This window comes from Mycobacterium sp. SMC-11 (assembly GCF_046250095.1).
GTDB classification, from domain to species: domain Bacteria; phylum Actinomycetota; class Actinomycetes; order Mycobacteriales; family Mycobacteriaceae; genus Mycobacterium; species Mycobacterium heraklionense_A.
Genome location: NZ_CP176430.1, coordinates 461,843 through 474,654, shown reverse-complemented (window position 1 = coordinate 474,654; position 12,812 = coordinate 461,843). Strand labels below are relative to the sequence as shown.

Annotated in this window: 12 protein-coding genes; 6 read left to right on the top strand and 6 right to left on the bottom strand. The window is 68.9% G+C overall.

The genetic code is table 11. The features are described 5' to 3' along the window. Window positions 1-7: 7 nt before the first annotated feature. A complete protein-coding gene (locus ACKY0X_RS02250; protein WP_409428141.1) occupies window positions 8-820 on the top strand; it encodes a class I SAM-dependent methyltransferase in 813 nt (270 codons plus the stop codon). A 4-nt stretch (window positions 821-824) separates the two neighbouring features. On the opposite strand, the gene ACKY0X_RS02245 is transcribed toward ACKY0X_RS02250, so the two are convergent. After that, window positions 825-1,841, bottom strand: a complete 1,017-nt coding sequence (locus ACKY0X_RS02245; protein ID WP_409428140.1) for an aldo/keto reductase family protein — start codon at window positions 1,839-1,841, stop codon at window positions 825-827. 61 nt (window positions 1,842-1,902) lie between these two features. Between ACKY0X_RS02245 and ACKY0X_RS02240 the strand changes: the two genes are divergently transcribed. Continuing rightward, on the top strand, window positions 1,903-2,289 hold the full coding sequence (locus ACKY0X_RS02240) for a hypothetical protein (RefSeq protein ID WP_065041495.1): 387 nt from the start codon (window positions 1,903-1,905) through the stop codon (window positions 2,287-2,289). A gap of 26 nt (window positions 2,290-2,315) precedes the next feature. Continuing rightward, entirely contained in the window at window positions 2,316-2,717 is a 402-nt protein-coding gene (locus ACKY0X_RS02235) for a pyridoxamine 5'-phosphate oxidase family protein (protein WP_409428139.1), read from the top strand. Here ACKY0X_RS02235 and ACKY0X_RS02230 read toward each other — a convergent pair. From ACKY0X_RS02230 to ACKY0X_RS02220, 3 genes are all read right to left on the bottom strand, one after another. Beyond that, window positions 2,698-4,035 (bottom strand): bifunctional adenosylcobinamide kinase/adenosylcobinamide-phosphate guanylyltransferase, encoded by a 1,338-nt coding sequence (locus tag ACKY0X_RS02230; protein WP_409428138.1) that lies wholly within the window; start codon window positions 4,033-4,035, stop codon window positions 2,698-2,700. The genes ACKY0X_RS02235 and ACKY0X_RS02230 overlap by 20 nt on opposite strands. An 85-nt stretch (window positions 4,036-4,120) precedes the next feature. Then, window positions 4,121-5,746: a chaperonin GroEL gene (gene groL, locus ACKY0X_RS02225; protein ID WP_046283112.1), complete on the bottom strand. Its 1,626-nt coding sequence runs from the start codon at window positions 5,744-5,746 to the stop codon at window positions 4,121-4,123. Between the two features lie 213 nt (window positions 5,747-5,959). Further along, complete coding sequence (locus tag ACKY0X_RS02220) at window positions 5,960-6,661, bottom strand: M24 family metallopeptidase (RefSeq protein ID WP_409428137.1); 702 nt, start codon at window positions 6,659-6,661, stop codon at window positions 5,960-5,962. 55 nt (window positions 6,662-6,716) lie between these two features. On the opposite strand from ACKY0X_RS02220, the gene ACKY0X_RS02215 reads away from it, so the two are divergent. Further along, the gene (locus ACKY0X_RS02215) at window positions 6,717-8,420 is read left to right on the top strand and encodes a DEAD/DEAH box helicase (RefSeq protein ID WP_409428136.1); all 1,704 of its coding nucleotides are present in this window, start codon (window positions 6,717-6,719) and stop codon (window positions 8,418-8,420) included. Between the two features lie 103 nt (window positions 8,421-8,523). Here ACKY0X_RS02215 and ACKY0X_RS02210 read toward each other — a convergent pair whose 3' ends face one another. Beyond that, the gene (locus ACKY0X_RS02210; protein WP_409429472.1) at window positions 8,524-9,975 is read right to left on the bottom strand and encodes a PH domain-containing protein; all 1,452 of its coding nucleotides are present in this window, start codon (window positions 9,973-9,975) and stop codon (window positions 8,524-8,526) included. A 38-nt stretch (window positions 9,976-10,013) separates the two neighbouring features. Further along, window positions 10,014-10,526 carry a PH domain-containing protein gene (locus ACKY0X_RS02205; RefSeq protein ID WP_409428135.1) on the bottom strand — a complete coding sequence of 171 codons (513 nt, stop codon included), beginning with the start codon at window positions 10,524-10,526 and terminating at the stop codon, window positions 10,014-10,016. Between the two features lie 102 nt (window positions 10,527-10,628). Between ACKY0X_RS02205 and ACKY0X_RS02200 the strand changes: the two genes are divergently transcribed. Next, the gene (locus tag ACKY0X_RS02200) at window positions 10,629-11,552 is read left to right on the top strand and encodes an SDR family NAD(P)-dependent oxidoreductase (RefSeq protein WP_409428134.1); all 924 of its coding nucleotides are present in this window, start codon (window positions 10,629-10,631) and stop codon (window positions 11,550-11,552) included. Window positions 11,553-11,566: 14 nt separating this feature from the next. Continuing rightward, window positions 11,567-12,796 carry a gephyrin-like molybdotransferase Glp gene (gene glp / locus ACKY0X_RS02195; protein WP_409428133.1) on the top strand — a complete coding sequence of 410 codons (1,230 nt, stop codon included), beginning with the start codon at window positions 11,567-11,569 and terminating at the stop codon, window positions 12,794-12,796. Window positions 12,797-12,812: the final 16 nt, after the last annotated feature.

The window sequence follows — 12,812 nt, the reverse complement described above, 5'->3', positions numbered from 1 at the left end:
TGAAGTTGTGACTGAGCCCGCAGAGCCCAAATACACCCACGGCCACCACGAATCGGTATTGCGCGCCCACCGCACCCGCACGGCGGAGAACTCCGCGCCCTATCTGCTGGGCTCGCTGGCGCCGGGCTTGCAGCTACTCGATGTCGGCTGCGGACCCGGAACCATCACGGCGGATCTGGCCGCCCTCGTGGCGCCGGGGCGGGTGACCGCCATCGAGCCGGTGCCCGAGGCACTGGATCTGGCGCGCGCCTTCGCAGCCGAGCGAGGGCAGCACAACATCGACTTCGTGGTTGCCGATGTGCACGCTTTGCAGTTCCCCGACAACAGTTTTGACGTGGTACATGCTCATCAGGTGTTGCAGCACGTTGCCGACCCGGTGACCGCGCTGACCGAGATGCGCCGGGTGTGCAAGCCAGGTGGGTTGGTGGCCGTGCGCGACAGCGACTATGCGGCGTTCACCTGGTATCCGGCGTCGGCGGAGCTGGACGACTGGCTGCGGCTCTACCGCGACGCCGCGCGAGCCAACGGCGGCGAGCCTGACGCGGGCCGGCACCTACTGGCCTGGGCACATGCGGCCGGGTTCACCGACATCACCCCGACGACGAGCGCGACCTGTTACGGCACACCTGCCGACCGGGAGCACTGGGGCGGCATGTGGGCCGACCGGATCCTGCAATCGGCCATCGCCGAGCAACTGCTCGACAGCGGTGCTGCCGATCAGGCTAAGCTGCAGGCGATTTCGCAGGCCTGGCGAGACTGGGCTGCCCACCCCGACGGCTGGCTGGCGCTGTTGCACAGCCAGCTCCTGTGCCGGGTATGACTCCTTAGATCAGCCGGTTCGGAGGGGTGGAACGCGCGACCAGTTCGGCGTCGCTGGTCACCGCGTCGCCCAGCACCTGATCGATGCGCGCCAACAGTTCCTCGGGGATCCGCACACCGGCGGCCTTGACGTTCTCGGTCACCTGTTCCGGGCGCGACGCCCCGACCAGGGCGGCGGCGACGTTGTCGTTCTGCAGCACCCAGGCGATCGCCAACTGCGCCGTGGTCAGGTCCAGCTCCGCGGCGATCGGCGCCAGCTGCTGGACCCGGGTCAACACATCGTCGGTCATGAACCGTTTGATGAAGTTCGCGCCGCCCTTCTCGTCGGTGGCCCGCGACCCGGCCGGCGGCGGCTGGCCCGGCAGGTATTTGCCGGACAACACGCCCTGGGCCATCGGCGACCAGACGATCTGGCTCAGGCCGAGTTCGGCGCAGGTCGGGACCACCTCGGGTTCGATGATCCGCCACAGCATGGAGTACTGCGGTTGGCTGGAGATCAGCGATATGCCGATCTGGCGGGCCATTCCGTGGGCTTGGCGGATCTGGTCGGCGGTCCACTCGCTGACACCGATGTAGAGCGCCTTGCCCGCCCGGACGATGTCGGCGAAGGCCTGCATGGTCTCCTCCAGCGGGGTGAAGGAGTCATAGCGGTGCGCTTGGTACAGGTCGACGTAGTCGGTCCCCAGCCGGCGCAGCGAACCGTCGATGGCCTCCATCATGTGCTTGCGGGACAAGCCGGTGTCGTTGCGGCCCAACGGCGCCGGCCCGACCGGCCAGTACACCTTGGTGAAGATCTCCAGCGATTCGCGCCGGCGTCCCTTCAGCGCTGCGCCCAGCACCTCCTCGGCGCGCCCGTTCGCGTAGACGTCGGCGGTGTCGAAGGTGGTGATTCCGGCATCGAGCGCGGCGTGCACGCACGCGGTGGCGACGTCGTTCTCGACCTGTGAACCATGGGTGAGCCAGTTGCCGTAGGTGATTTCCGAAATCTGCAGGCCCGAGTTGCCCAGGTAGCGAAAGTCCATGAAGCCATCATGGCTCACGACACTGGGACGTGTCTCCTGTCGGATCACTATCCTGGACACCATGGCCCGCTCCGTCGACCTCGCGCGCCTGGCCGAGCTGCTGCGCGGTTATCGGTTCGCATTCTTGGTAACCGTCGGCGACGACTACCGGGTCCGCACCACCGCGATCACCCCGAGCTTCGACGGCACCCGGCTGAACATCGGGCCGGTGGGGTCGCACGGCCGGGCGAACCTGTCGAGCCGGACCGCCGTCAGCCTGGTCTGGCCCGCCCGCGACGTCGGCGAATACTCGTTGCTCGTCGACGGCCAAGCCGAGCTTCCCGAGGATCCGGCCGGCCCGGTGCTGGTGACCCCGACCAAGGCGCTGCTGCACCGGCCGGTGTTCGAACCCGGCACCCAGCGGGCGGTCGGCACCGCCCATGACTGCGTGCAGCTCAAGGCAGATTGACAGCCAGCGGGTTTAGTGTCGAATTCATGAGTTCTACCGTGGATTTCGATCGACTTACCGAGAAGCTGGCGGGCCGCGACTACGCCTACCTGATCACCGTCGACGGTGAGAATCGTCCGCATCCGGTGCCGGTGATGCCGGTGCTGCGTGGCGACACCGTGCACATCGGAGCGCTGGGTGGTCGGCGCAGCCGGGCGAATCTGGCGCGTACCGCGGAGGTGACGGTGATGTGGCCGCCCCCGGTTCCGGGCGGCTACACCGTGATCGTCGACGGCACGGCGCAGGTGTCCGATGCGGGTGAGCTGGCCGCTGTGACGATCTCCCCCACCCGTGCTGTGTTGATCCGGGTCGCCACGCCCGAATCACCGGGCGAGACACCCTGTTACAGCGATTGCGTCGACCTCAAGGTCAGTCCGCAGGGAGCCTGAGCGGTCGCCCGGCCACCATCAGCACGACCTCCTCGGAGACGCCGGCGATCCGCGCGTTGAGCACTCCCAGCAGGTCGCGGAACAGCCGTCCCGACGCGGTGGCCGGGACTACCCCGCTGCCCACCTCGTTGCTGACCGCCACCACCGGAGCCGGGCAGGCCTGCCAGGCCGACACCAGCTCGTCAATATCGGCCGAGACGGCGTCCAATCCGTCGCCGCCGTCCCATACCTGGTGCAGATCCATCCGCGCGGTGAGCCAGGTGCCGAGGCAGTCCAGCAGCAGGGCGTGGGGGGCTGACCGCAGTTCCTCGGCGACATCGGTGGTCTCGATGGTGCGCCAGGAGTCGGGCCGCCGCGCCCGGTGCAGCCGCACCCGTTCGGCCCATTCCGGATCGCCTTCGCGCACTCCGCCGGTGGCCAGATAGGTCACCGCCGGCTCTCCGGCCAGCAGCGCCTCGGCGTGTGCGGACTTACCCGAGCGCGCGCCGCCGAGCACCAGGGTGCGGGTGGCACCACCGTCTGCTGCACCCACTCGCACCACCTCACCGTCACGCCCCGGTCGGGCGCCTGAATCTGACAGTACGGCAGTCAATTCCGGCTCGGAAGGATTGTGGTGGCTCAGGTGTACCGCGATGACGTCGGTGGTGTCGGTGACGGCGCCACAGTCACGCAGGCGCGCCACTGTTGCCGCAAACGCCGGCAGGTCATGGTGTTCGGTGCCGTGCTCGGTGTAGGTCCCGAACGTCTCCTCCAGAAACAGCGCGTCGTAGCCGGCCCCGGCCACCGCGGCGTGTGTCTCCTCGGACAGCGGCCCGGTATCGGTGGCCCACAAGATCCGGCCGCCAACCGATGCCAGGTCGTAAAGCACTGCGTCACCGCCTATGTCGGCGCCGTGGGCGGCGGCCAACACCCGCACGTCGTAGTCACCGAGCCGAATCCGGTCACCGGCCCGCACGGTCACGAATCGGACCGGATCGTCGGGTCCAACCCAGTGCCGGCACTGGTCGATAGCGCTGGGCGGCCCGACCACATCCAGGTTCTCGCTAGCCCCGGCCCACATCCGCATGAGCAGCGCCATCGGCCCGACATGGTCCCAGTGGCCGTGGGTGAAAAGGATGTGGCGAACGTTCGCCAGCGGTCGCCGCAAGCGCATCGCGGCGCGCGGTGCCTCCGGGCCGCAGTCCAGCAGCAGCACATCGTCGACCAGCGCGGCGGTCTGGCCGCGAACCTGCGTCGCCGAGGAGGTGCAGGACGCGCAGCGGCAGAACGGATTCGGCCAGCCGTCGGCGCTGCCGGTGCCCAGCAGCAGGATCTCCATGCACCCATCCTCGCGCACGGCCGGCACAGGTACGAAAAAGCCCGGCCCCCACCGCGGGGAGCCGGGCTCTTTCGTGCAACCAGACTTAGAAGTCCATGCCGCCCATGCCACCGGTCGGGTCGCCCGCGGGTGCGGCCGCCTTCTCCGGCTTGTCGGCGACAACGGCCTCGGTGGTCAGGAACAGTGCCGCGATGGACGCCGCGTTCTGCAGCGCCGAGCGGGTCACCTTCACCGGGTCGGCAACGCCGGCCTTGAGCAGGTCCTCGTACTCGCCAGAGGCGGCGTTGAGGCCGGTGCCCGAGGCGGAGTTGGTGACCTTCTCGGCGACAACGCCGGGCTCCAGGCCCGCGTTGAAGGCGATCTGCTTCAGCGGAGCCGACAGCGCGACACGCACGATGTTGGCACCGGTCGCCTCGTCACCCTCGAGCTTGAGCTCGTCGAGCGACGGAGCGGCCTGCAACAGGGCCACGCCACCACCGGCGACGATGCCCTCCTCGACGGCGGCCTTGGCGTTGCGCACGGCGTCCTCGATGCGGTGCTTGCGCTCCTTGAGCTCCACCTCGGTGGCAGCCCCGGCCTTGATCACCGCAACGCCGCCGGCCAGCTTGGCCAGGCGCTCCTGCAGCTTCTCGCGGTCGTAGTCGGAGTCGCTGTTCTCGATCTCGGCGCGGATCTGGGCCACCCGACCGGCGATGGCGTCGGAGTCACCCGAGCCCTCGACGATGGTGGTCTCATCCTTGGTGATGACGACCTTGCGGGCGGTGCCCAGCAGGGCGACGTCGGCGCTCTCCAGCGACAGGCCGACCTCTTCGCTGATGACCTGGCCACCGGTGAGGATCGCCATGTCCTGCAGCATCGCCTTGCGACGGTCACCGAAGCCCGGGGCCTTGACGGCAACGGACTTGAAGGTGCCGCGGATCTTGTTCACGACCAGGGTCGACAGGGCCTCGCCCTCGACGTCCTCGGCGATGATCAGCAACGGCTTGCCGGACTGGATGACCTTCTCCAGCAAGGGCAGCAGGTCCTTGACGGTCGAGATCTTGGAGCTGACCAGCAGGATGTAGGGGTCCTCCAGGACGGCTTCCTGACGCTCGGCGTCGGTGACGAAGTAGCCCGAGATGTAGCCCTTGTCGAAGCGCATGCCCTCGGTGAGCTCCAGCTGCAGCCCGAAGGTGTTCGACTCCTCGACGGTGATGACACCTTCGTTGCCGACCTTGTCCATGGCCTCGGCGATCAAGTCACCGATGGTCTGGTCGCCCGCGGAGATACCGGCGGTAGCCGCGATCTGCTCCTTGGTCTCGACCTCCTTGGCCGTTGCGAGGAGACCTTCCGTGATCTTCTCGACGGCCTTCTCGATGCCGCGCTTCAGACCCAGCGGGTTGGCGCCGGCGGCCACGTTGCGCAGGCCTTCCTTGACCAGGGCCTGGGCCAGCACGGTGGCGGTGGTGGTGCCGTCACCCGCGACGTCGTCAGTCTTCTTGGCGACCTCTTTGACCAGCTCGGCGCCGATCTTCTCGTACGGGTCCTCCAGCTCGATCTCCTTGGCGATGGACACACCATCGTTGGTGATCGTGGGGGCGCCCCACTTCTTCTCCAGGACGACGTTGCGGCCCTTGGGGCCCAGCGTCACCTTGACCGCGTCGGCGAGGGCGTTCAGGCCCCGCTCGAGGCCACGACGGGCCTCTTCGTCATACGCAATTTGCTTAGCCATTGCGAAGTGATTCCTCCGGTTAGGGGGTGCACGTCTTGTCGGCCGGGTGCAGTGCCCGCGACGGACGGCTGTGGGTGTGCTCCGCAGGTGCGGCCCTGTGCCTCACCGTCCCGACCTAGCACTCGCTGGTCGCGAGTGCCAACGTCATTTTTAGCACTCGCCTATGGAGAGTGCAAGGTCAAGAGGTCCGGTCATTGGGGAGCTGACCGGGGCTCACGTCACGTCGAGCAGCTGCTCGTAGAAGCCGCCGAACCCGCGGGCCCGGTTCACCAGGTGCACCTCCAGGATCCAGTGACAGACCCGGCCGGTGGGGTCGGTTCGGCGCATCGGCTCATCGGACCCGGGCGCGACGTAGAACCGGGCGTCGTCACCGGAGATCTTCTTGTGCGGAAACTCCCCGAGCAGGTGCCCGGCGATGGGAGCGCCGAACTCGAAGCCCGCGTCCTGGGCCAGGCCGACGACGTGGTCGAACAGCTGCGCGCCGGTGATCTCGGCGTGTGCCTCGAAGAAGGCGCGACCCGCGCTCCACACCCCAGGTAGCGCGTCGCGCAGCGCCAGCTTGTCCGGGTCTTCGCCGAGCACGAAGGTGCGGCCGAAATCGGCCTCCCACTCCTCGAAGATCGGCCCCAGATCGAGGTAGGCGATGTCGTCGTCGGCCATGACTCGGTCGGGCGGATCGGCGTGGAACGGCAGCAGGCTGTTCTCCCCTGCCCTCACCACCCGCCGATGCCAGTGCCTCGTCACCCCGAACATGTCGGCGGCCAGATCCCGGATCTCATCGGAGAGCTGCCGCTCGCCGACCCCGGGCCGGACCATGCCGCGGCGTTCGATCTCATCGAACAGTGCGACGGCCTTGGCCTGCGCGTCGCGAAGCCGCTCGACACGGACGGATTCCGGCTCGCGCGGGGTGGACACGCCAGCGATCCTATCGGCTTGCCCTAGACTGCATCTCGATCAGATAGGAGACCGGGTGCGGGCTGAAGCAGCGCCCAGCACCCGGGCTTTGCGGGGCTGGCAACGCCGGGCTCTGGTGCGCTATCTAACCGCCAAGCCGCGAGATTTCCTGATGGTGGCCACCCCCGGCGCCGGTAAGACGACGTTCGCGCTGCGCATCGTGGCCGAACTGCTCGCCGACCGCACCGTCGAGCGCATCACCATCGTGGTGCCCACCGAACACCTCAAGGTGCAGTGGGCCTCGGCCGCCGCCTCCCACGGCATCGCGCTAGATCCCCGGTTTTCCAACTCCGACTCGCAGACCAGCTCGGAGTACCACGGCGTCGTCGTCACCTACGCGCAGGTCGCCAGCCACCCCAGCCGGCACCGGGTGCGTACCGAGGCCGCGAAAACCCTGGTGATCTTCGACGAGATCCACCACGGCGGCGACGCCAAGAGCTGGGGCGACGGCATCCGCGAGGCATTCGACGACGCCACCCGCCGGCTGGCGCTGACCGGAACCCCGTTCCGCAGCGACGACAGCCCCATCCCCTTCGTCAACTACGAACCCGACGGCGCCGGCCACCTGCGCTCGGTGGCCGACGACAGCTACGGCTACACCGACGCGCTGGCCGACGGCGTGGTGCGCCCGGTGGTGTTCATGGCCTACTCGGGCGAGGCTCGCTGGCGCGACAGCGCCGGGGAGGAGCACGCGGCCCGACTCGGCGAGCCTTTGACCGCCGAGCACACCACCCGGGCATGGCGCACCGCGCTGGACCCGGCCGGGGAATGGATGCCGGCGGTGATCACCGCCGCGGACACTCGGCTGCGCCAGCTGCGCGAGGGCGGCATGGCCGATGCCGGCGGCATGATCATCGCCACCGACCAGAAGGCGGCGCGCGCCTACGCGGTGCTGCTCAAACGGCAGACCGGCGAGGAACCCACCGTGGTGCTCTCCGACGATCCCAGCGCGTCGGACAAGATCGCCCAGTTCTCCGCGGCAACCAGCAAGTGGCTGGTGGCGGTGCGGATGGTGTCCGAGGGTGTTGACGTCCCGCGGCTGGCGGTCGGGGTCTACGCCACCAGTGCCTCTACCCCGTTGTTCTTCGCGCAGGCGATCGGCCGGTTCGTGCGGTCCCGGCGCCCCGGCGAGACCGCCAGCATCTTCTTGCCGTCGGTGCCGTCGCTGCTGGGTCTGGCCAGCGAACTGGAGCAGCAGCGCAACCACGTGTTGGGCAAGCCGCACCGGGAATCCGAACGCGACGAGTTCGCCGAGGCCGAGCGCCGGCGCGACGAGCCCTCCGAGATGGAGAACAAGTTCGAGTCGCTGGGGGCCGACGCCGAGCTGGACCAGGTGATCTTCGACGGCGCCTCGTTCGGCACCGCAACCCCGGCCGGCAGCGAGGAGGAGGCCGACTACCTCGGCATCCCCGGGCTGCTCGACGCCGACCAGATGCGGGATTTGTTGCGGCGCAGGCAGGAAGAACAGCTGGACCGGCGGTCCAAGGCGGTCAACGACGGTGGGATTCCAGTGCCGGTGACCACCCACGGGCAGCTGCGCGAACTGCGTCATGAACTCAACGCGCTGGTGTCGGCGGCCCACCATCGCCTCGGCAAGCCACATGGCTGGATTCACAACGAGCTGCGCCGGCGTTGCGGCGGCCCCCCGGTGGCGGCCGCGACCTCGGATCAGCTGCGGGCGCGGATCGTCGCCATTCGGCAGCTCAATCGCGAGTCGTAGCCCGTCTGGCTCCGCCCCCGTCCCGCCGAGTGTGCGGTTTGGTTGCCGATTCGCTGATATTGCCGAGCAAACCGCACAGTCGACGAAAGCGTGCGGCCGAGGTTCAGCCCTGTCGAGTCCAGGCGCTGCCCGCCACCCAGGGCGATGCCTGCGCGGCCACCGACCACGCCCACTCGGCCGGCACGTCGATCACCCGGTACGCCTTGACGCCCGCGGCGGTGCCCGCGATCAGGGTGGCCACCCCGGCGCGACGCTGAAACCAGCTCTGGCGCACGGTCCAGCCGACGATGCCCGCGGTTTCAATGCAGTAGCGGCGCTGCTCCCAACTGCCGGTGCGGGCCGTCAGCCAGTGCGCGTCGACGCGATGCCCCAGGGCGCGCGCCCGGTCGACCGCCAGCAGCGCCGCGCCCAGGGTCACCGCCGCGCAGGCCGGCCAGCACCACTGCGGTAGTTCAACGAACGCCGTCGCGATCGCCAGCCCGGCCCCGGCGGCCACCGGCAGCAGCAGCGCCCGAGTCCAGCGTCGGCGGGTCGCCGCCGGACCGTGCTTGCGCAGCGGGCCGGTGACGACCACAGGGTCGGCTACCAACCCGGTCAAGACTCCCTCGGCGGTGGCCCGCGGGCAGGGCGGCAGCAGGATCGACGACTCGCCTTCCCCGTTGACCCCGGTCATCGCCGCGTCCAGCCGCGCGCCGCCGAACAACCGCACCAGCAGCGGCCGACGCAGCGTTCCGCCGCGCAACCGGCGCATGTCGTAGTTATGTTCGCGCACCCGCAGCAGGCCGTAGCTCAATGCCAGGACGTCACCGCCCGCCCCAGAGCTGCGGGACAACACCAGGTTTCCGTAAGTCACCAGCGAGCGCAGCACCGCCAACAGCATGGAGACCACCACCAGCAGGGCAGCGATCAGCGTCAGGCTCTGCTGGACACCGAACTGCTCCGTGGCCTCGAGCCAGGATCGGCTCACCGGCGAATCCTCCAGCGCCGCCCACACTCCGCTCTGATACAGCGCACCAACCGCGGCCCCGACCATCACCAGCCCGGACAGGCTCAGCGGGCTGTAGCGCAACCACGACGGCCGCCACCGCGCCAGCACCGTCGCTGGGGCGGGCGCCGATCCGGTGGCAGCAGCTGCGGTTTGTCCGGTGTGGGACAGCAACGTCGCGCGCAGTCGAGGGACCTCGCTGCTCTCGACCGCGTTGAGCTCGAAGGCGCTATCCGCGGCGGCATGCTGACCCGTGCTGACTCGCAACACCGTCAGTCCCAGCATCCGATGTAACAGCCGGGCGTCGGTCTCCACCGAGCGAATCCGGTTGCGGGGCACCGAGAGCACCTTGCGGCGCAGCAGCCCCGAGCGCAGCTCGACCCGGCCGGTCTCGGGGTCGGGCTCGATGCGGTAGGTGGTGGTGAACCAGCGCGTCACACCCACCACCGCAATCACCGACACCACCGCCAGCACCCAGGGCCGGTTATCGGTCGCCGAACCGAACACCACCACCGCGATCAGCAGCGGCAGTTCGCGCAGCACTTCGTGCAACGGATGCACCAGCAGCATCCGGGGGCTGAGCCGATGCCAGCCAGGCTCCGCGGTACTCACGTGGCGTCCTCGGCACCGAGCGCCGCGATGTCGGTCAGTTGGGCCACGATGCGGTCGGCGACGGCGGCATCCAGCGCCACGATGTGCACCGCGCCCGCCGACGAGGCGGTGGTGACCCGCACATTGGCCAGCCCCAGCAGACGGTCCACCGGGCCCCGGTAGGTGTCGACGGTCTGTACCCGCGAGATCGGCGCGATCCGGCGCTCCTGCACCAACCACCCGGTGCGGGTGTAGACCGCCTGGTTACTGACGTCCCACCGGTGTACCCGGTAGCGCCACAGCGGCGCGATCACCGCCGACACCAGCAGCCCCACTGCGGTGACCGCGAGAGCAGCGCCGTGCAGCCAGGCCAGCCGCTCGTCGGCTATCGCCCAACCCACCTGCAACAGCGCCAGAAACAACCAGGGCACGGCACCGACCAGCGCCCAGACCAACGGCGCTCGGGAGCTGGGCGGATTGGTGGGATCGACCAGGCTGATCGCCGGGGACCCGTCTGCGTGCTGCGCCATGTAGGAGAGGATGTCAGGACCCAAGCCCCGCCGCACCGTCGACCGCACGACCGGCGAAAAACCATCCGGCGCACGATGCGTCACGTGAGTATCGTTTGTCACATGAGTAGCCGGGATAAGTGGGCTGCGGAAGACGTGCCGGATCAAACCGGCCGCGTCGCGGTAATCACCGGCTCCAACACCGGAATCGGCTATCACACCGCGGAGATACTCGCCGGGCACGGCGCGTTGGTGGTGCTGGCGGTGCGCGACCTTGAGAAGGGTGACGCCGCGGCGAAACGGATCCACACCGCCAACCCGCAGGCACGCGTCGAGGTACAGGAACTCGATCTCAGCTCGCTCGCGTCGGTCCGCGAAGCCACCGAGGCCATCAGCACCGCCCATCCCCGCATCGATCTGCTGATCAACAACGCCGGCGTCATGTACACCCCTAAACAGCGCACCGACGACGGCTTCGAGCTGCAGTTCGGTGTCAACCACCTGGGGCACTTCGCGCTGACCGGCCTGCTGCTGCCGCGGATGATGCGGGTGAAGGGGTCCCGCGTGGTGACCGTCAGCAGCATGGCGCACCGGATCATGGCCGCGATCCACTTCGACGACCTGCAGTGGGAGCACGGCTACAACCGGATCTCCGCCTATGGGCAGTCCAAGCTGGCCAACTTGATGTTCACCTACGAACTGCAGCGCCGACTGGCCGCCAAACGCCGCCCAACCATCGCCGTCGCCGCGCACCCCGGCACCGCCAACACCGAACTGAACCGGCACCTGCCGCCCCTACTGCGTCCCGCCGACCGCTTGCTGATGCCCCTGGTCGTGCAGAGCGCAGCGATGGGCGCGTTGCCCACGCTGCGTGCCGCCACCGACCCATTGGTGACCGGTGGGCAGTACTACGGTCCGAGCGGCATCGGTGAACAGCGCGGATATCCCAAGCTGGTGGACGCCAGCAAGCAGGCGCACGAAGTCGAATTGCAGCAGCGGTTGTGGGCGGTCTCGCAGGAGCTGACAGGAATCACCTTCCCGGTCTGAGTCAGACTGTCGGGATGCGATCCGTCGAAGAGCACCAACGGGCCGTCACCGACCTGATCCAGGCCCGACCACCGGTCACGGTCGCACTGGCCGATGCCGAGGGACTGGTGCTGGCCGCGGACGTGATCGCACCGATCTCGCTGCCGGTCTTCGACAACTCCGGGATGGACGGCTATGCCGTGCTCGCCGACGACATCGCCAACGCGACACCCGAATCGCCAGTGAGTTTGCCTGTCACCGAAGACATTCCAGCCGGACGGACCGATATTCCCACGCTGACACCGGGCACCGCTCACCGCATCATGACCGGGGCACCGATCCCGTACGGAGCCGACGGGGTGATTCCCGTCGAGGCCACCGACGGCGGCGTCGACGTGGTCCAGATCAACGCCGCCACCGCCAAGGGCCGCCACATCCGACGGGCCGGTGGCGATGTCGCCGAGGGCGCCACCGTGCTCTGGGCGGGGCAACCCGTCAGTGCGCCGGCGGCAGGCCTGGCCTCGGCGCTGGGTCTGGCCGAGCTGACGGTGCGGCCCCGGCAACGCGTGCTGGTGATCTCCACCGGTTCCGAACTGATCAAACCCGGCACTCCGCTGGCACCCGGCCAGATCTATGAGTCCAACGGGGTGATGCTGTCGGCCGCGGTACGTGACGCCGGTGCAGAGGTGGTGGCCGCCGTGACGGTCGCCGACGACACTGCCGCGTTCACCGACGTCCTCGACCGCTACGGCGTACGGGACGGGGCGGTGGATCTGGTGATCACCAGCGGCGGAGTCAGCGCGGGCGCCTACGAGGTGGTCAAGGACGTCTTCGGCCGCGACGGCGACCAGGGCGTGCACTTCGTCAAGGTGGCGATGCAGCCTGGGATGCCGCAGGGCATCGGCCGCGTCGGCTCGCCTGGGTCCGGAGCGGCCATCATCACGCTGCCGGGCAACCCGGTCAGCGCCCAGGTGTCCTTCGAGGTCTTCGTCCGGCCCGCGCTGCGCCGCGCCATGGGTCTGGCCAAGCCGGATCGCCCGCGCCGCACCGCGGTACTGAGCGAGAAACTGGTCTCACCGGCCGGCAAGCGGCAGTTCCGGCGCGGGCTGCTCGACTACGAAACCGGGACGGTCACCAACTATGGGCCGCCGGCTTCGCACCATCTGCGCTACCTGGCTTCGGCCAACTGCCTCCTGGACATCGCCGACGAGGTGACCGAGCTGCCGGTGGGCACCGAGGTGGAAGTCTGGGACCTCACCGGCTGAACCGCCCAGCTTCTAA

What these genes read in the sequence shown, in the direction of transcription:
- ACKY0X_RS02230 (WP_409428138.1), bottom strand. Translation starts at nt 4,035, where the DNA reads ATGGAGATCCTGCTGCTGGGCACCGGCAGCGCCGACGGCTGGCCGAAT.
- glp (WP_409428133.1), top strand. Translation starts at nt 11,567, where the DNA reads ATGCGATCCGTCGAAGAGCACCAACGGGCCGTCACCGACCTGATCCAG.
- ACKY0X_RS02205 (WP_409428135.1), bottom strand. Translation starts at nt 10,526, where the DNA reads ATGGCGCAGCACGCAGACGGGTCCCCGGCGATCAGCCTGGTCGATCCC.
- ACKY0X_RS02235 (WP_409428139.1), top strand. Translation starts at nt 2,316, where the DNA reads ATGAGTTCTACCGTGGATTTCGATCGACTTACCGAGAAGCTGGCGGGC.
- ACKY0X_RS02200 (WP_409428134.1), top strand. Translation starts at nt 10,629, where the DNA reads ATGAGTAGCCGGGATAAGTGGGCTGCGGAAGACGTGCCGGATCAAACC.
- groL (WP_046283112.1), bottom strand. Translation starts at nt 5,746, where the DNA reads ATGGCTAAGCAAATTGCGTATGACGAAGAGGCCCGTCGTGGCCTCGAG.
- ACKY0X_RS02210 (WP_409429472.1), bottom strand. Translation starts at nt 9,975, where the DNA reads ATGCTGCTGGTGCATCCGTTGCACGAAGTGCTGCGCGAACTGCCGCTG.
- ACKY0X_RS02240 (WP_065041495.1), top strand. Translation starts at nt 1,903, where the DNA reads ATGGCCCGCTCCGTCGACCTCGCGCGCCTGGCCGAGCTGCTGCGCGGT.
- ACKY0X_RS02245 (WP_409428140.1), bottom strand. Translation starts at nt 1,841, where the DNA reads ATGGACTTTCGCTACCTGGGCAACTCGGGCCTGCAGATTTCGGAAATC.